We start from the raw sequence: 17248 nt of genomic DNA, 5'->3' as shown, positions 1-17248 counted from the left end.
ATCACTCTTCCGCCCAAGCCATCCGGGCCGGGTGGTATTCGAACCCGATGTGATGCGCGGCACCCACCAGCCCCTCGCGGGTGTGGTTGTAGAGCGAGCGCCAGTAGGGCTGGATCGTGACGCCATCGTCTTGCAGCATCTTCTCACCCTTCGCCATGATCTCGCGGCGCGCTTCGACATCCGCCGTGGCCAGCGCCTCTGACAGCAGGGCGTCGAACTCGGGGCTGGCATAGCCGAACTCGTTCCACGCCTCGCCCGAGCGATAGGCCAGCGCCCAGATCTGCACGCCCAGAGGCCGCGCGTTCCAGTTGGTGGAGGAGAAGGGATATTTCACCCAGTCGTTCCAGAAGGTCGAGCCGGGCAGGATGGTGCGTTTGACCTTGATGCCCGCGTCACGCAGCTGGGCGGCCACGGCATCGGTAGTGTCTTTGCGCCATGCATCGTCGATCGAGAAGAGCTCATGCTCGTAATCGGCCATCCCCGCCTCTTCCATCAGCGCGCGGGCGGCTTCGGGGTCGGTCTTGGGCGGCTCGACCTCGGCGTATTCGGGGTGCATCGGGCCGACGTGGTGGTTCTCGGCGACGAGGCCGCGCCCGGCGTAGCCCAGTTCCAGCAGCACGGCATTGTCGACGGCCAGTTGCAGCGCGTTGCGCACGCGCTTGTCCTCGTAAGGTTTCATGCCGTCCACTTCGGCCAATTGGTTGGGGCGGATCACGATGGTCGCCGCCGTGGCGATCTCATTCTCGACCCAGCCGTCCAGCGTGCTCATCACGTCGATATATTCGCCTTCCATGGAGTAGAAAGCGTCGACCTCTTCGGCCTCGGCCGCCGCGATCCATGCGGAAGGATCGGTGCCGTAGTCGATGTATTCCAAACGGTCGATGTAGGGCCCGCCGAAGACCTCGGTACCCCACCAAGTGTGATCGGGGTTCTTCACCAGCACGCTTTTCACGCCAACTTCGAGCGACTCGGGCAGGTAGGGGCCAGTGCCTTTCGGGTTTTCCAACATCGTGTCGGGGTCGAACCCTTCGGGCGTGATGGCGGCGGGGTAGTCGGCCATGCCGGGGATCAGCGTGATGTCGGATTTGGGCAGCGTGAGCTTGACGGTGTGGTCATCCACCACCTCGATTGCGCCCTCGATGGCCTTGCCGGTTTCCTCATCCACCAGCGTGGCGAAACGGCCCGCCATGGAGTTGCCTTCGAGCGACTTGTCGCACCAGCCTTCGATGTTGCGCGCCACGTCTTGCGCGGTGAAGGCAGTGCCGTCGTTCCATGTCACGCCCTTGCGGACGTTCAGCGTGTATTCGGTGGCATCGTCGTTAATCTCCCAGCTTTCCAGCAGGCCGGGGGTGAAGGTGCCGTCATTCTCCCAGATGGCGAGGTATTCCAGCCAGCCGCGGCTGAAGTTGGCGATCTGCGACCAGTCATAGGTGCGCGGGTCTTTCAGGGCACGCACCTCCATCTGCATCCGCACGGTGCCGCCTTCCTTGAGGTTGGCATGGGCCGCCGCACGCGCGGGCGCGGCCATGCCAAGCATCCCGTAGGCTGTGGCGGACGTGGCCCCGAAGGCGCTCGCAATCGCCAGAAACTCGCGTCTGCTGACGGGGTCTTTCTTGGCGTTCTCGGCTGATGTCAGCACGGATTGCGGCAGCGGTTTTCCGGTGCGTGTCAAAAATTCCATGATTTTCCTCTCTGTTGGTGCGTTGGCCGGGCCATCGCGGATCCCCACTTTTCACGGTGGGGCAGGTGATGCAGTTGACCTGCTTTTGTCGCCTCTTGAGGTGGGCGCGGGGTGTTTAGTCTGCCGATCAGGCGCGTTGCGTCAAGCCTGTCGCGGGAAGTTGAGCAGCAAGCTAGCGCAGGAAACCGGCCCGGCAAGCGCGGGCATGGGGGAAAAGTGCTGTGAGGCTGGCGGGTTAGGCCAGATCGCGCGCGGCTTTGAAGAGCGCCGTAAGCCGCGCCGGGTCGCCGAGTTCATTGGCCAGCATCAGAACCAATCGGGCGTTGAGGGCGTGGCTTTCATCCTCGGTCAGCCCTTCATGGGCGGCCATAAGGGCGGCATAGACGCTGTCGCCCTCGGTGCCGAGGTTGTCTTCGAGGATCATGCGGTGGCTCCTTTCGCACGGTCATAGGCGCGGGCAATCGCGGCGCTGTCGGGCTGGTCGAAGACGGCGCAGACATGGCCATCGGGGCGCAGCAGATAGAGGAACCCGCTGCCATAGCGCCGCTGCGCGTGGCCGTCCTTGCCTTGGAAGCAGGGGTGAACATCATGGGATTGATCGATGCCGATCCGGGCAAGGCCGGGCAGGTCGGGGGCGGTGATCTCGCCCACGGCGAGGAGGGTGAACTGGCCCTGAACCGCACCCAACAGCCAGCAATCCCCCGCAGGCCCGACCAATGGCGCGTCGATCAGCGCGCTGCCGGGGCGCAGGGGCGCGTCGCCTGCGGTTTGCAGCGGGCTATGGGCCAGCGTGCAGGGCTGTGACAACCGGCCTGAGTTGATCAGTTTGCGCGCGAAAGGGTGCTTTGCGGCGAGGGTCAGCACCTCGTTGCGAAACAGGGTCTCGATGGGGGATTTCGGCGTCATGAAATTGGTCGCGCGGGCGGAGTTGCGCATGTTTTCGTCCGCGCCATGGCCGCGCTCGATGTCATAGCTCTCGATCAGGCTTGGCGGCGCTTCGCCCTGCACCACAGCCGCCAGTTTCCAGCCAAGGTTGTCGACATCCTGCACCCCGCCATTGCCGCCCCGCGCGCCAAACGGACTGACCACATGGGCGCTGTCGCCGACAAAGACGACGCGATCATGCACGAACCTCTCCAGCCGCGCGCAGCGGAACTTATAGACGCTCATCCAATCCAACCGGAACGGCGCATCGCCCAGCATCTGTTTCAGGCGGGGGACGACCTTCTCTTCGGTCGCTTCGGCTTTTGGGTCGGTCTCTGGCCCCAGTTGCAGGTCGATGCGGTAGATGTTGTCGGGCTGTTTGTGCAGCAGCGCGGAGTGGCCGTTGTGAAAGGGCGGGGCGAACCAGAACCACCGCTCGGGCGTGTCATGGTCGCCGAAGGGGGAGGTCTCCATCTCAACATCAGCGATGAGGAAATGTTCGTCAAAGGTCTGCCCCTCGAATGGCAGGTTCATCCGTTTGCGCGTGGCCGAGCCTGCGCCATCGCAGGCGATGTACCAGTCGGTTTCCAGTTGGTAGGGGCCATCCGGCGTCTCGACCGTCAGCTTAACATGGTCGGCGTGGCCCCTGTGATCGGTCACCTTGTTGAGAAAGCGCAGGTCGATCAGGTCGGGGAACTCCTGCGCGCGTTCAATGAGATACTCTTCGACGTAATATTGCTGAAGGTTCACGAAGGCCGGATATTTATGCCCCGGCTCCGGCAGGAGGTCGAAGTTATAGACCTCCTGTTCCCCGTGAAACTGGCGGCCCACTTTCCATGTCACGCCCTTTTCCAGCATCCGCTCGCCGATGCCGAGCCTGTCGAAAATCTCCAGCGTCCGTTTCGCCCAGCAGATCGCGCGCGAGCCGAGGGAGACGACATTGTTGTCATCCAACACGACCGATCTGACCCCGCGCAGGGCCAAGTCCACGGCCATCGACAGGCCGATAGGGCCAGCGCCTACAATCACAACCGGATGCCGCGGCTCGGGCGCGGTCAGACCGGCTGCGGGGCTGTAGGGGAAGGGGGTGTAGGCATAGGCCATGGCGGTATCCTCAGAGAAAGGCGTGCAAGAGCAGCAGAGCCAGCAAGGCCAGCGACACCAGCGCCACCCGGCGGCGCGCACCGCGGTATTCGGGCGCGCGCAGCATCTTTGACCAAACCTGCGCCGCATCGCGCAGCCCGGCGTAGGGCTGCCCGCTCCGGCGCGCAGCTTGGCGGCGGTGATCCATCACCAGTGCAAAGACCAGATAGAACCAGAGCGCCAGTGCCAAGACGATCAGGGCAGGAAGAAGCGCGGGCAGGGACATCAGTCCGACAGCGCCTCCCACATCTCTTTGTCGCGCGCCGCCGTCCAGATGCGCGGCGTGTCGATGTCCAGCGCCTCGTCATAGGCGCGGGCGACGTTGAAGGGCAGGCAGTGCTCATAGATTGCATAGTCGCCGAATTTGGGGTCGCATTCGGCGCGCACGGCGTCCCAAGCCTCTTTCAAGGTGCCGCCACGCAGGGCCACGCGGGCCGCCGGGCGGTAGGTGGAGCGGACGAAATCGGCGGTGCTGTCAATTGCGGCATTGACCATCTCGCGCCCCACCAGCGCGTCGCCCCGGCCCGGCGCGATGGCGTCGAGGTCGAAGGCGCGGATGCGTTCCAGCGTGTCGGGCCAGTCGTGGAAATGCCCGTCGCCGCAGTAGCAGGCGGAGTGGTATTCGACGATGTCGCCGGTGAACATGACGTTCTGGTCCGGCACATAGACCACCGCGTCGCCCGCCGTATGGGCGCGGCCCAACTGCATGATATCGACCCGGCGTTTGCCGAGGTAGACGCTCATCCGCCCGTTGAAGGTGGTGGTGGGCCACGTCAGCCCGGGGATGCTCTCATGACCTTCGAAGAGGCGGGGGAAACGCTCGAATTCGCTGTCCCAATCCTCTTGCCCGCGTTCGGCGACCATGGCGCGGGCCTTCTCAGACATGATGATCTGCGAGGCACCGAAGGCGGAGGCCCCGAGCACGCGCACGGCGTGGTAATGGGTCAGCACCAGATGGCTGATCGGCTTGTCGGTGACCGAGCGGACGCATTCGATGACCTTATTCGCCAGTCGCGGTGTCGCCTGCGCTTCGATGATCATCACGCTGTCGTCGCCGATGATCACGCCGGAGTTCGGATCGCCCTCGGCGGTGAAGGCGTAGAGCCCCTCGCCGACCTCGGTGAAGGAGATTTCTTTCTCGGTCATGTCGCCTTGAGATGCGAATTGCTTAGCCATGTGTTGTCCTTCTGTCTTGCTTCGCCAGCGCGGTTGCGCGGCCTGTTCAGGAAAAGTCGATTGCCGGGCGGACCTTGCCGGTGCAGCTGCCAAAGCCCACGCGGAAGCCATCGCCCTGCGCGTGGCCGGTGAGGGTCAGCGTATCGCCGTCTTCGACAAAGCTGCGGGTGCTGCCGTCTGCGAGGGTGATCGGCTCCTTGCCGCCCCATGACAGTTCCAGCAGCGACCCGCGCTGCGATTTCTCGGTGCCGGAGATCGTGCCGGAACCCAGCAGATCGCCCGCGTTCATCGCACAGCCCGAAGAGGCATGATGCGTCAACTGCTGCGCGGCGGAGTAATACATCTCGCGGTAGTTGGTGCGGGCGATTTCCTCGGCCTCGCCGCCCTCGGGCTGGAGCATCACCGACAGGTCGATGTCATAAAGGCCGGGTTTGCTCTCGCGCAGGTAGGGCAGCAGGTCTTTCTCCCGCGCGGGCGTCGGGGTGCGGAAGGGCTCCAACGCGTCGCGGGTCACGATCCAAGGGGAGATCGAGGTGGCGAATGCCTTGGCCTGAAACGGGCCGAGCGGTTGGTATTCCCACGCCTGAATGTCCCGCGCCGACCAGTCGTTGAGCAGGACATACCCAAAGATCATCTCATCCGCCTCGTCTATGCGGATCGGCTGTCCCATCTCGGTCGAGGTGCCGACGATCGCGCCCATCTCCAGCTCGATATCGAGTTTCTGGCAGGGGCCGAAATGCGGCGCTTCGGCCTCGGGGGCCTTCAACTGGCCATTGGGCCGCGTGATCTCAGTCCCCGAGACGACGACGGTGGAAGCGCGGCCATTGTAGCCGATAGGGATGTGCAGCCAATTCGGCGGCAGGGCGTTCTCGGCCCCGCGAAACATGGTGCCGACATTCGTGGCGTGATGCTTGCCCGCGTAGAAATCCGTATATTCGGAAACCATCATCGGCATGTGCAACTGCGCGGCCTCCATCGGCACCAGATGGGGCGCCACGGCTGCCTGATCGGGCGCATCGGCGCTGAGGAGTTCGATCAACCGGGAGCGCAAGGAAGCCCAAGCCGTGGGGCCAAGGTCCATCACATCGTTCCAATAGGGAACATCGAACACCGGCTCTTCGGCGAGGGCGATCAGCCCCTCTTCCTCCAGCGCGGCCATGTCCACGATCTGATCGCCAATCGCCACGCCGCAGCGCGCCTCAAGCTGATTGGTCGAAAAGACGCCGTAGGGCAGGTTGTTCAGCGGGAAATCGGTGGTGGCCGAATTGGCGCTTTCCACCCAAGAGGTCATCAGGGTCATAACGGTCCTTTCGGGGCCAGTCTGCCGCGGGTCACTTCTTGCCCGGCGTACCGTCGAATTTCTTCTCAAGGCTTTCCCAGCAGTCGATGTAATCGTCCTGCAACGGCGCTTCCTTGGCGGCGAATTCGGTCAGATGCTGCGGGAAGCGGGTCTCGAACATGAAGGACATTGTGTTGTCGAGTTTATGGGGCGCCAATTCGGCATTCGACGCGCCCTCGAAGGCGTTCCGGTCCGGCCCATGCGGCAGCATCATGTTGTGCAGGCTCATGCCCCCGGGAACGAAACCCTTGGGCTTGGCGTCATACTGGCCGTGGATATTGCCCATCAGTTCGGACATGATGTTCTTGTGATACCACGGCGGGCGGAAGGTATCCTCGGCCACCATCCAGCGGTCGCGGAACAGCACGAAGTCGATATTGGCGGTGCCTTCGACGCCCGAAGGCGCGGTCAGCACAGTGAAAATCGACGGGTCGGGGTGGTCGAACAGCACCGCGCCCACGGGGCAATAGGTGTTGAGGTCGTATTTCACCGGCGCGTAATTGCCGTGCCATGCCACCACGTCGAGCGGCGAATGCCCGATCTGGGTCTCATGGAACTGGCCGCACCACTTGATGGTGACGGTGGAGGGCACCTCGCGGTCCTCAAAAGCCGCCACGGGGGTTTTGAAGTCACGCGGGTTCGCCATGCAGTTGGCGCCGATCGGGCCGCGGGCTGGCAGGTGGAACTTCTGGCCGTAGTTCTCACAGACAAAGCCGCGCGCGGGGCCGTCCAGCACCTCCACCCGGTAGACCAGCCCGCGCGGGATGATGGCGATCTCCTGCGGGGCGATGTCCATGACGCCCAACTCGGTGCAAAAGCGCAAGCTGCCCTCCTGCGGGACGATCAAAAGCTCGCTGTCGGCAGAGTAGAAATAGCTGTCCACCATGCTCTCGGTCACCAGATAGATATGGCTCGCCATGCCGACTTGGGTGTTCACGTCGCCTGCCGTGGTCATCGTGCGCATGCCGGTCAGCCAAGTCAGCGGTGTGTCGGAATGCGGCACCGGATCCCAGCGGTATTGGCCAAGGCTGGTTACATCCTGCGGCTGATGCGGTGCGGACTTCCAATAGGGCAGGTCGATCCGCGTATAGCGCGACGAATGTTTCACCGAGGGCCGGATGCGGTAGCACCACGTTCGCTCGTTCTGATGAGAGGGCGCGGTGAAAGCCGTGCCGGAAAGCTGTTCGCCATAGAGGCCGTAGTTGCATTTCTGCGGGGAGTTCATGCCCTGCGGCAAGGCGCCGGGCAGGGCTTCGGTTTCGAAATCATTGCCGAATCCCGGCATATAGCCCGGATGCGTGCCCGATGTGGTGGCCGCGGTTGTCATCGTCGATGGCTTGGACTGGCTGGTCATCTGTGCCCCCTTGCAGAATCTGTTACAAGCGTAATAGTTGGATTTGTAACTAACAAGCGGCGCAGCATGGCGGACGGTGACTTTCAGCTTCAGCATTTTCTGCCATACCTGCTGAACCAAGCGGCGGAGGCGTCATCGCTCGAGTTTCAGCAGATCTACAAAAGCCGCTATGGCGTGCTGCGCACCGAATGGCGGGTCTTGTTCCACCTCGGCCTCTATGGGCAACTCACGGCAAGCGAGATCGGCCAGCGCGCGCGGATGCATAAGACCAAGATCAGCCGCGCCGTACACCGCCTGACCGAGCGGCGCTTCGTGACCCGCAGCCGTGACCCAGAGGATCGGCGGGTAGAGCATCTGTCGCTGACCCGGCAGGGCCAAGCGGCCTATGACGATCTGCGCGCCGTGGCGCAGCGCTACAATGCCGCGCTGATGGATGCGCTCGACCCTGCCGAGGCGGCGGTGCTGCGGCGGGCGCTGCTCAAGCTGTCGGATGTGGGGCAGGGGGGCTTTACTTAGCCCGTGGAAACCGCCACCGATGGCGCATGACCGATCAGACCAAAGGCCTCCTGCTCACCTTTCTTGGGGTGATGTGCATCGTTCCCGAAGCGCTTTTCGTGCGCGTCATCGACGCGCCGATGCTGACGCTTGCCTTTTGGAAGGTGACCCTCGTGGGCATGGCGATTGGCGCGGGCCTGCTGCTGGCCCAAGGCACCGCCCCCTTCCGCGCCCTCAGCCGCGCCGGATGGGCAAGCGCGATCTACATCGGCGGCGTGGCCTGCGCGGGGGTCGGCTTCGTGCTGGCCGTGCGCCTGACCTCGGTCGCGAATGTGGTCTTCATCCTCGCCTCGCTGCCGGTCTTTGCCGCGATCTATAGCCGGGTCTTTCTGGGGGAGCCGATCAGCCGGCGCATGTTCTTTACCATCGCGGCGGTGCTTGCCGGGCTGGCCGTAATCGCCTTCGGCTCGAGCGAGACCGAGAATGCCTCCCGCGCGGGCGATCTGCTGGCCCTGTCGATCTCGGCCATCTTCGCCGGAGCGCTGACAGCGGCGCGCCACGCGCGCGCGGTGTCGATGGTGCCAGCGGTGGCATTGGCCTATCTGCTGGCCGGGGCGGTGCTGCTGCCCGTGGCGCAGCCGCTGCACATGCCCACCGCAGAACTGCCGCAGATGCTGCTCTACGCGGCGTTCATGGCTGCCAGCGCCGGGCTCATCGCGCTTGGCCCGCGCTATATTTCAAGCGCCGAAGTGGGCCTGCTCGTTTTGTTGGAATCCGTGCTGGCGCCGCTGTTGGTCTGGGCGGTGCTGGGCGAAGACCCCGGGATCTATGCGCTGATCGGCGGGGGGATCGTCGTGGGCGCGCTGTTCCTGTCGAACCTCATCGCCCTGTCGCGCCGCCGCCGGGTCGTTCCCCCGCTGCCGCGCCACTAGGATCAAAAGTCGGGGCTGACGCCCGGCAATTCCAACGCCTTGATCAACTCACGCAACTCCTGCCGCGCGGCGATGTTCGAGATATTGAGCTGTTTCACCCCGATATCCTTGAGGTCCAGCAAGGTCAGACCGCGCGGGAATAGCTCCCGAAAGATCACCCGCTCATTGAACCCCGGCGCGGTGCGGAACCCGATCCGTTTGCTGAGGTTGTTGATCGCGCGCTCCATCTTCTCCTTGTTGACCATGCGCTGCGCCCCCAAACGGTTTCGGACCACGATCCAGTCGATCGCCGACAGCCCGGCCTGCGCCCTGAGCTGCCGCGCGTTCCAAACCATTTCGGAATAGACGGAGGGGCCGGTGATCTTTTCGCCATTGGCGTCGATATGGGCCAAAAGATCAAAGTCGATGAAGCTGTCGTTCAGCGGCGTGATCAATGTGTCCGCCAGCGAATGGGCCACCTGACTGAGGCGCGTGTGCGAACCGGGGCAGTCAATCAGAATGAAATCATTGTCCGGCTCCAGCGCGGCCACGGCGGCGCTCAGGCGATGGTCATACATGTTCTCACCGGGGCGCAGGCTGCTGGCCTCCACATCCGGCAATTCGCAAAGCGTCGGACTGGCAAGCGTCAGACCAGACTCGCGCATGAAATCACGGCGGTTCTCGATGTAGCGGCCAAAGGTCCGCTGCCGCAAGTCGAGGTCCAGCCCGCTGACCTTATGGCCAAGCCGCGCCAAGGCCGTCGCCACATGCATGGAAACGGTCGATTTGCCCGCGCCGCCTTTTTCGTTACCGACGACGATAATATGCGCCATACTGCTGTCCCTTCGCGCCTGCCCTTCAAGACAGGATATTGTTGAGCCGCACTATATGTAGGGTTCACGCCTTTGGAAAGTGGCGAGGCCGCTCGTTCAGCCCGACCGTGGCAGCGCTGCCGCGTTTGGACATCGCGCACATTTGCGCTATTTTCACCGCCTAAGGCGCCGTGTAACACCGCGCCTTACCGCGCCCGCGCACCCCAACGAACCGCTCAAGCAAGGCCTCCCCCATGCCAGATCACCACCCCACCACATCGAAACAGACAACAGTCCGCGGCGTGCTGCCGTCTCTGGGCATGGTGATCGCGGAATTCGCGCTGGTTTGCCTGCTGGTGGCGCTTGTGCCGGTGACGGTCTACCTCGATACGGCCGTTCTGGGCGAGGGCGTCACCGAAGACTCGCTGACCGAACATATGCACAACACCCTGCTGGCCATCGCGGCTGGGATTTTCATGATGGGCGCTTATCAACATGTGGGCATGCGGGGGTATCTGACACTGGCGGCCACGCTCTTCGCCTGCATGTTCCTGCGCGAATATGACGCCGCGCTCGACCGTATCCAACACGGGTTCTGGATCTACCCCGCCCTCGTGACACTGGCGGTGGGCAGCTTCATCGCATGGCGCAATCGCGGCACCACGCTGCTGCCCATGCTGCACCACCTGCAAACCCGCTCCGCCACCTTCGTCTATATCGGCGTCGTGCTGCTGCTCTTCTTCTCGCGGATTTTCGGTACCGGCGCCCTGTGGGAGGCCGTCATGGGCGCCGCCTATGACCCGCAAATCAAAACCACCGTCCAAGAGGGCACGGAACTGCTCGCCTATCTGCTGATCGCCTATGGGGCGGTGCTGTCCCACCTGCACGGCTACGGCGCCCAAGCCGCCCTACAAGAACGCCGCCTCTAACCCGGCCTCCCCCGTGCGCGCCGGCCCCCACCGGCACGCATACCCCTTAACTTCATCCTTTCAAAAATACCTCCACAGCGCTTGCCGAACACACCCGGCCTCGGCCCCATCCACTGCCCCGTCTCCCAAACGCAAAAGGCGCGACCCCCGAGGGGCCGCGCCTTTGTTTCGCACTGTCGGCAAGGCTTAGAAGCCCAGACCTGCGTATTTGTTCTTGAACTTCGACACGCGGCCGCCGGTGTCCATGATGCGGCCAGTGCCGCCGGTCCAGGCAGGGTGCACGGAGGGGTCGATGTCGAGCGACAGCTGGTCGCCTTCCTTGCCCCATGTCGATTTCATTTCCACAACGGTGCCGTCGGTCATTTTGACGTTGATGATGTGGTATTCGGGATGTGTATCGGTTTTCATCGACCAGTCCTTTATGCGTTCGCGCCGGAAAGCGGCTTGTAGTGGACGTTTTCGGCGATCCGTGCGGATTTGCCGCGACGGCTGCGCAGGTAGTACAGCTTGGCACGACGCACGCGACCACGGCGCACGACGGTGATGCTGTCGATGTTGGTCGAATGCAGCGGGAACACACGCTCCACGCCTTCGCCAAAGGAAATCTTGCGCACGGTGAAGGACCCGGCGATGCCGTGACCGTTCTTGCGCGAAATGCAGACGCCTTCGTAGTTCTGCACACGGGTGCGGGTGCCTTCGGTGACTTTAAAGCCAACACGAACGGTATCACCGGCACGGAAGTCGGGGATCTCTTTCCCCAGTTCGGCGACTTGTTCCGCCTCGATCTCTGCGATCAGGTTCATCTGACCATTCTCCTATGATGTTCGCGGTATTCCACGAAATTATGTCGCGACCCAGAGCTTCGGGTTCTATCGGGCGGCGCCGCGATCGTTTCCGATCAAGGCCCCCCGCCGGAGGTATCGTCGTCATTACTTAGTTTTCTGCGTTAAACGCAAAGCACCGGAGCCGCCAAAGCGATTCCGGATGCGCGGGGTATAGGGGGCAAAAGCGATAGGATCAAGGGGGCTGTGGCCACCTTGATCCCCAGTGTTTCAGACCTCTGCGCGCTGTCGCGTCAGGCCAGCGCGATCACGCCCAAGACAACGAGCAGGAACAGCACCAGAACGATGCCGATCAGCACTTTCGCCCCGGTCATCGCGGCACCCGATACGCGGCCAAAGCCCAAGAGCGCTGCAACGGCGGCGACGATCAACAGAATAAGAATAAGTTCAAGCATTTGGATTCTCCCTCCGATATGGGAGATCAACGCGCCGCGCAGGGGCGGGTTCCGTATCGGGGCGCGGGCTCAATCCTTGCTCTCGAACGCGGCCCACATGTCGGGGCGGCGTTTGCGGGTCAGCTCTTCGGCCTGCGCCTGCCGCCATTTCGCAATCTCGCCATGGTTGCCCGACATCAAAACAGGCGGAATCTCGCGCCCTTCCCATTCGGCGGGGCGGGTATAATGCGGATGTTCCAACAGGCCCGAGGCGTGGCTTTCCTCTTCGATGCTCTCGGCATTGCCCAGCACGCCAGGCAAGAGGCGCACGGTGGCGTCGATCATCGCTTGGGCGGCCAACTCGCCCCCCGTCATGACGAAATCGCCCAGACTAACCTCGGTGATGCCGAAATGCTCGATCACCCGCTCGTCGACCCCCTCGAATCGCCCGCAGAGCATTGTCACCCCCGCGCAGCTTGCCAAATCGCGCGCCATGGCCTGATCGAACCGCCGCCCGCGCGGCGACATGTAGAGGATTGGCCAGCGCCCATGGGCGTGGCTTTGCGCCCGCGCCAGCGCCGGGCCGACCACATCGGCGCGCATGACCATGCCCGCCCCGCCGCCTGCGGGGGTGTCATCGACATTGCGGTGCTTGCCGATGCCGAAATCGCGCAGGTCATGGGTGTGCAATTGCCAACGCCCTTCATGCAGCGCCTTTCCGGTCAAGCTGGCGCCCAGCACACCGGGGAAGAGATCGGGAAACAGCGTGACGATCCGGGCCTGCCAGACATCGGCGTAATCGGGCGCGTCTTGCATCAGGGCGCGGGGTTTGAGGCTGGGGCGTGCGCTTTGACGTCCGTGAGAGCGGGTGGGTTTCATGCGGTTCCTGCCTGTTGCAATAGGGCGGTCTTGGCGCGGCGGCGCGCCTCGGGGTCATCGGCGTGTTGGCGGTTGGCGTCAAGCAGAGCCTGCAAAAGTTCCGCGGGCAAGCGCTGGTTCTCGGGCGGGGGCACGCTCATCTGCGCCAAGACCTCAGGCGGCAATGCGCAAAGGTCTAGAAGGGGCGTCGCGGGGCCGAGCGGCAGGTCGCGGCAGGCCTCCAGCCGCGCGTGATGCACCGGGCAGGGCAGACGCCGGGCAATCGTTTCGGCCACCGCATCCAAACCTGCCGCTGGGGCGTAGCGGGATGTGAACTCCGCAAGGTCGAGCGTCATGGAGGAGGCTTTGACATGCTCCCAATAGGCCGAAGCGATCCAATCCGCCGGGGCGCGGGTCGAGAGGTAGACCATGATCTCCGCCCGGGGGAAGCGGCGGCGCAGGCTGCGGGTAAAGGTCTCCAGCAACACGGGCGCGGCGCTGTAATCGGCAAGATCGCCCCGCCCGGGCATGTGACCGGCCAGTTCCTCGGCCGAGAGGACCAGCGTGCGGCGCGGCATCCGGGGCAGGGCGTTGAGAAGGGCGTCGAAGCGGTATTCGGCCTTGAGCAGCGTGAGCGGGTCGCGCCATGTGGAATAGCCGCGCGCGGCATGCAGCAGGTCTTTCATCTGCCAGCGCAGGCGCAGGGCGACATGGGGTTTCAGCAGGGCGCGGTTGGCGCGCAGGGTGGCTTGAACGGAACTGGTCCCTGTCTTGTGAAAGCCGGGATGCAGAATGATCCGGCGGGGCATCATCCGGCTCTGGTCTCAGCCATCCTTGCTCTCGGGCAGCACGCCCAAAGGCGGGTCGGCGATGATCCGGCCCGAGGCGAGATCGACCGTCGGCACGGCGGCTTTGGTGAAGGGCAGGAAGGTGGTGGCCGAAGTGCCTGCAAGTTGCAGTTCCAACAGATCGTCCGCCCCGTGGTTCTGCACCGTTTTCACACGGCCCAGCAGCACGCCGCCGGTGTCATAGACCTCAAGCCCGATGAGATCGGCGTGGTAGAATTCGTCATCCGGCAGGCCCGGCAATTGATCCCGCGCGGCAAAGAGCGAGACACCGCGCAGATCGTCGGCCTCTTCCTTGGTGGTGATTTCGGCGATGCGCGCGGCAAAGCCGTTTTTGACCGGGTGCAGCAGGGCGAGGGTGAACTGGCGGCTGCCGTCCTCGGTGCTCAGCGGGCGGTAGTTTTCGATGTCTTCGGGCACGGCGCAGTAGCTTTTCACGCGCACTTCGCCGCGCACGCCATAGGCGCCCGCGATGGCACCGACGCAGATCAGGTCTTGGTCACTCATTGCAACAACTCCGAATTCACGCAGATCGTCCCGGTCCATTCACCGGCCCCGGCTTTGCATTCATCCTGCATTAACTGCCGATCATAGCGGATGCCAAGGACAAAGCCGAGCACGAGCACGGACAGAAGGAACAGTAGCTTTCTCATTAGCGGGTCTCGACCTTAAGGCGGGGGGCGCGGGTCTCCCAACCTTTGGTTTCCAGTTCCGGCGTCAGGCTGTTTTCCTCGGGCCAGCCCATGCAAAGATAGGCCACCAGCGACCAATCCTCTGGCACCGCAAGGTCACGGTTCAGCCGCGCGGGGTCGAGCACCGAGACCCAGCCCAGCCCGAGGCCATGGGCGCGGGCGGTGAGCCATAGGTGGGTGATCGCCCCCACCACCGAATAGCGCCGCATCTCGGGCATGGTGCCCGCGCCGAGGCCGCTGCCCTTTTCGGTGCTTTCATCACAGTAGATCGCCAATTGCTCGGGCGCGTCACTCATGCCCGAAAGCTTGAGCCCGGCATAGCGCTTGGCCTTTTCACCCTCGTATCCGGCGAGGGCGCGGGCATTGGCGGATTGGAAATTCTCAAGCGCGGCTTGGCGCGCGGTGTCAGATTGCACGCGGATGATCCGCCATGGTTCCGACAGGCCCACAGAGGGGGCGAGATTGAAACTGTCGAGGCAACTTTGCACAAGCGCCTCGTCCAGCGGGTCTGTGCGAAAGCGGCGCACGTCGCGCCGCCATCGCATCAGGTCGTGCAGCCCGGCACGGAAGTCATCAGAGAATGTATCCATGCCGGGCGCTCGAAGCTTATTCTGCGGAAGCTTCTTCGGCAGGGGCGTTGGCAGCTTCGGCAGCGGCAGCAGCCTTGTCGGCTTTCTCCTGCGCGCGCTCTTGGGCTTTCTTGCCCGGTGCGCCCTTCTTGGGGTTGTTACGCTCGGTCTTTTCGCGGATGCCAGCGGCTTCCAGCATGCGAACGACGCGCTCGGTCGGCTGGGCGCCTTTGGCGATCCATTCCTGAACCTTTTCAACGTCCATTTTCACGCGGTCTTCGCTGTCTTTCGGCAGCAGAGGGTTGTAGGTGCCCAGCTTCTCGATGAAGCGGCCATCGCGGGGCATGCGGCTGTCGGCGGCCACGATGCGGTAGAAGGGGCGCTTTTTGGAACCGCCGCGGGCGAGACGAATTTTCATTGCCATGGTGTTTAATCCTTTAGGTTGGTTGGGGGGACGGGAGGCCGTCCTATTCTTGGTGGGTTTTGTGGTGCCGAATGACTTCGGCGATGATGAAGTTCAAGAACTTCTTGGCGAAGACGGGGTCGAGGTCCGCCGCTTCCGCCAAATCTTCGAGCCGCTCGATCTGGGCCGCTTCGCGGGCCGGATCGGAGGGGGGAAGGTCGTGCGTGGCCTTGAGTTTCCCCACGGCCTGCGTGTGTTTGAACCGCTCGCCCAGCGTATAGACGAGGATCGCGTCGAGCCGGTCGATCGAGGCGCGGTGCTCTTTCAACAGCTCGGCGGCGCGGGCGGCGGTATCTGTGAGGGGCTCGGTCATTTCTTCTTCCCGAAACCGCTGAGGCCCCCGGGCAGGCCCATGCCGCCGCCGAGGCCACCGCCCATGCCGCCCAGACCGCCGGGCAGCTTGCCGCCCATTTGCTTGGCCGCCGCTTCAAGCGCCTTGGGGTCCATCTGGGAGGGGTCCATGCCGCCGGGCATGCCGCCCTTGCCCATCATGCCCTTCATGGCCTGCTTAAGCATGCCGCCTTTGCCCATCTTGCCCATCTTCTTCATCATGTCGGACATCTGGCGGTGCATCTTCATCAGCTTGTTGAGGTCGGAGACCTCCATGCCGGCACCCTTGGCGATCCGCTTCTTGCGGCTGGCCTGCAGCAGGGCAGGGTTGGCGCGCTCTTTCTTGGTCATGGACTGGATGAGGGCGATCTGCTGCTTGAGGATCTTGTCATCGAAACCGGCGTCTTCGACCTGTTTCGCCATTTTCCCCATGCCGGGCATCATGCCCATCATGCCCTGCATGCCGCCCATCTTGATCATCTGTTCAAGCTGCATCTTCAGGTCGTTCATGTTGAACTGACCCTTGGCCATGCGCTTCATCATCTTCTCGGCCTGTTCGGCCTCGATGGTTTCCTGCGCCTTCTCGACCAGCGCCACGATGTCGCCCATGCCGAGGATGCGGCCCGCGATACGCTCGGGCTCGAAGGTTTCGAGCGCGTCCATCTTTTCGCCCAGACCGACGAACTTGATCGGCTTGCCGGTCACGGCCCGCATCGAGAGCGCAGCACCGCCACGGCCATCGCCGTCCATCCGGGTCAGCACGACGCCGGAGATGCCGATACGCTCGTCGAAATTCTCGGCCGTATGCACGGCATCCTGACCGGTCAGGCCGTCGACGACCAACAATGTTTCACGTGGATTGGCCACGTCGCGCACCGCTTCGACTTGGCTCATCAACTCTTCGTCGATGGACAGGCGGCCCGCGGTGTCGAGCATATAGACGTCATAACCGCCCAAGCCCGCCTGCGTTTTGGCGCGTTTGGCGATTTGCACCGGGCTTTCGCCCTTGACGATCGGCAGCGTGTCGACGCCGATCTGCGTGCCGAGGATCGCCAGCTGCTCCATCGCGGCGGGGCGGTTCACGTCGAGCGAGGCCATCAACACGCGCTTGCCGTCGCGGTCTTTCATGCGCTTGGCGAGTTTCGCGGTGGTGGTCGTCTTACCGCCGCCCTGCAAACCGACCATTAGGATCGGCGCGGGCGGGCTGTCGATCTTGAGCGAACCGGGTTCGCCTTCGCCTTTCAGCACGTCGATCAGCGCGTCATGGACAATCTTGACGACCTGCTGGCCCGGCGTCACCGATTTGGTCACCGCTTGGCCCGTGGCCTTTTCCTGCACCGTCTTGACGAATTCACGCGCCACGGGCAGCGAAACGTCCGCTTCCAACAGGGCGATGCGCACTTCGCGCAGAGCGGTCTTGACGTCCTCGTCGCTGAGCGCGCCTTGTTTGGTCAGGCGGTCAAAGACACCAGAGAGCCGTTCGCTAAGATTTTCAAACATGGGCACAGGGC

The 17248-nt window shown here is 63.5% G+C and carries 22 protein-coding genes; 3 read left to right on the top strand and 19 right to left on the bottom strand.

Annotation, left to right across the window (positions count from 1 at the left end):
* Position 1 precedes the first annotated feature (1 nt).
* The 7 genes from J7392_RS05410 to hmgA all read right to left on the bottom strand — a co-directional run bounded on the left by J7392_RS05410 (position 2) and on the right by hmgA (position 7590).
* Positions 2–1681: an ABC transporter substrate-binding protein gene (locus J7392_RS05410; protein WP_209216540.1), complete on the bottom strand. Its 1680-nt coding sequence runs from the start codon at positions 1679–1681 to the stop codon at positions 2–4.
* A gap of 235 nt (positions 1682–1916) precedes the next feature.
* A complete protein-coding gene (locus J7392_RS05405) occupies positions 1917–2105 on the bottom strand; it encodes a DUF2783 domain-containing protein (protein ID WP_209216539.1) in 189 nt (62 codons plus the stop codon).
* Positions 2102–3709, bottom strand: a complete 1608-nt coding sequence (locus J7392_RS05400; protein ID WP_209216538.1) for an FAD-dependent oxidoreductase — start codon at positions 3707–3709, stop codon at positions 2102–2104. The genes J7392_RS05405 and J7392_RS05400 overlap by 4 nt, the downstream gene beginning before the upstream one ends.
* A 10-nt stretch (positions 3710–3719) precedes the next feature.
* Positions 3720–3974 (bottom strand): hypothetical protein, encoded by a 255-nt coding sequence (locus J7392_RS05395; RefSeq protein WP_209216537.1) that lies wholly within the window; start codon positions 3972–3974, stop codon positions 3720–3722.
* On the bottom strand, positions 3974–4924 hold the full coding sequence (locus J7392_RS05390; protein ID WP_209216536.1) for an MBL fold metallo-hydrolase: 951 nt from the start codon (positions 4922–4924) through the stop codon (positions 3974–3976). The genes J7392_RS05395 and J7392_RS05390 overlap by 1 nt, the downstream gene beginning before the upstream one ends.
* Before the next feature lie 46 nt (positions 4925–4970).
* Positions 4971–6224: a fumarylacetoacetase gene (gene fahA / locus J7392_RS05385; RefSeq protein WP_209216535.1), complete on the bottom strand. Its 1254-nt coding sequence runs from the start codon at positions 6222–6224 to the stop codon at positions 4971–4973.
* Between the two features lie 31 nt (positions 6225–6255).
* The gene (hmgA, locus tag J7392_RS05380; protein ID WP_247744483.1) at positions 6256–7590 is read right to left on the bottom strand and encodes a homogentisate 1,2-dioxygenase; all 1335 of its coding nucleotides are present in this window, start codon (positions 7588–7590) and stop codon (positions 6256–6258) included.
* A 93-nt stretch (positions 7591–7683) separates the two neighbouring features.
* Between hmgA and J7392_RS05375 the strand changes: the two genes are divergently transcribed.
* Together J7392_RS05375 and J7392_RS05370 are read left to right on the top strand one after the other, a co-directional pair.
* The gene (locus tag J7392_RS05375; RefSeq protein WP_209216533.1) at positions 7684–8133 is read left to right on the top strand and encodes a MarR family transcriptional regulator; all 450 of its coding nucleotides are present in this window, start codon (positions 7684–7686) and stop codon (positions 8131–8133) included.
* A gap of 26 nt (positions 8134–8159) precedes the next feature.
* Positions 8160–9044 carry a DMT family transporter gene (locus J7392_RS05370; RefSeq protein WP_209216532.1) on the top strand — a complete coding sequence of 295 codons (885 nt, stop codon included), beginning with the start codon at positions 8160–8162 and terminating at the stop codon, positions 9042–9044.
* Positions 9045–9046: 2 nt separating this feature from the next.
* Here J7392_RS05370 and J7392_RS05365 read toward each other — a convergent pair whose 3' ends face one another.
* Positions 9047–9856 carry a division plane positioning ATPase MipZ gene (locus tag J7392_RS05365; protein WP_209216531.1) on the bottom strand — a complete coding sequence of 270 codons (810 nt, stop codon included), beginning with the start codon at positions 9854–9856 and terminating at the stop codon, positions 9047–9049.
* Between the two features lie 233 nt (positions 9857–10089).
* Between J7392_RS05365 and J7392_RS05360 the strand changes: the two genes are divergently transcribed.
* Positions 10090–10764 carry a hypothetical protein gene (locus J7392_RS05360; RefSeq protein ID WP_209216530.1) on the top strand — a complete coding sequence of 225 codons (675 nt, stop codon included), beginning with the start codon at positions 10090–10092 and terminating at the stop codon, positions 10762–10764.
* 186 nt (positions 10765–10950) lie between these two features.
* On the opposite strand, the gene rpmE is transcribed toward J7392_RS05360, so the two are convergent.
* The 11 genes from rpmE to ffh all read right to left on the bottom strand — a co-directional run bounded on the left by rpmE (position 10951) and on the right by ffh (position 17237).
* The gene (rpmE, locus tag J7392_RS05355; RefSeq protein ID WP_067262252.1) at positions 10951–11172 is read right to left on the bottom strand and encodes a 50S ribosomal protein L31; all 222 of its coding nucleotides are present in this window, start codon (positions 11170–11172) and stop codon (positions 10951–10953) included.
* A gap of 11 nt (positions 11173–11183) precedes the next feature.
* Positions 11184–11567 (bottom strand): 50S ribosomal protein L19, encoded by a 384-nt coding sequence (gene rplS / locus J7392_RS05350; protein ID WP_067262249.1) that lies wholly within the window; start codon positions 11565–11567, stop codon positions 11184–11186.
* 272 nt (positions 11568–11839) lie between these two features.
* Positions 11840–12001 (bottom strand): DUF1328 family protein, encoded by a 162-nt coding sequence (locus tag J7392_RS05345; RefSeq protein ID WP_082849512.1) that lies wholly within the window; start codon positions 11999–12001, stop codon positions 11840–11842.
* Between the two features lie 69 nt (positions 12002–12070).
* The gene (trmD, locus tag J7392_RS05340) at positions 12071–12859 is read right to left on the bottom strand and encodes a tRNA (guanosine(37)-N1)-methyltransferase TrmD (protein ID WP_209216529.1); all 789 of its coding nucleotides are present in this window, start codon (positions 12857–12859) and stop codon (positions 12071–12073) included.
* A complete protein-coding gene (locus J7392_RS05335; RefSeq protein WP_209216528.1) occupies positions 12856–13647 on the bottom strand; it encodes a hypothetical protein in 792 nt (263 codons plus the stop codon). The genes trmD and J7392_RS05335 overlap by 4 nt, the downstream gene beginning before the upstream one ends.
* Positions 13648–13662: 15 nt before the next feature.
* Positions 13663–14190: a ribosome maturation factor RimM gene (rimM, locus tag J7392_RS05330; protein WP_209216527.1), complete on the bottom strand. Its 528-nt coding sequence runs from the start codon at positions 14188–14190 to the stop codon at positions 13663–13665.
* Complete coding sequence (locus J7392_RS05325; RefSeq protein WP_169306052.1) at positions 14187–14336, bottom strand: hypothetical protein; 150 nt, start codon at positions 14334–14336, stop codon at positions 14187–14189. Before J7392_RS05325 ends, rimM begins: the two co-directional genes overlap by 4 nt.
* Positions 14336–14965 (bottom strand): 5,6-dimethylbenzimidazole synthase, encoded by a 630-nt coding sequence (gene bluB / locus J7392_RS05320; RefSeq protein ID WP_209216526.1) that lies wholly within the window; start codon positions 14963–14965, stop codon positions 14336–14338. The genes J7392_RS05325 and bluB overlap by 1 nt, the downstream gene beginning before the upstream one ends.
* 16 nt (positions 14966–14981) lie before the next feature.
* The gene (gene rpsP / locus J7392_RS05315; RefSeq protein WP_067262240.1) at positions 14982–15368 is read right to left on the bottom strand and encodes a 30S ribosomal protein S16; all 387 of its coding nucleotides are present in this window, start codon (positions 15366–15368) and stop codon (positions 14982–14984) included.
* A 43-nt stretch (positions 15369–15411) separates the two neighbouring features.
* A complete protein-coding gene (locus J7392_RS05310; protein ID WP_067262239.1) occupies positions 15412–15720 on the bottom strand; it encodes a chorismate mutase in 309 nt (102 codons plus the stop codon).
* On the bottom strand, positions 15717–17237 hold the full coding sequence (gene ffh / locus J7392_RS05305; protein ID WP_209216525.1) for a signal recognition particle protein: 1521 nt from the start codon (positions 17235–17237) through the stop codon (positions 15717–15719). Before ffh ends, J7392_RS05310 begins: the two co-directional genes overlap by 4 nt.
* Positions 17238–17248 lie beyond the last annotated feature (11 nt).

The organism is Sulfitobacter sp. R18_1 (assembly GCF_017743915.1).
Lineage (GTDB): Bacteria > Pseudomonadota > Alphaproteobacteria > Rhodobacterales > Rhodobacteraceae > Sulfitobacter > Sulfitobacter faviae.
This window is presented reverse-complemented; position numbering and strand designations above follow the sequence as displayed.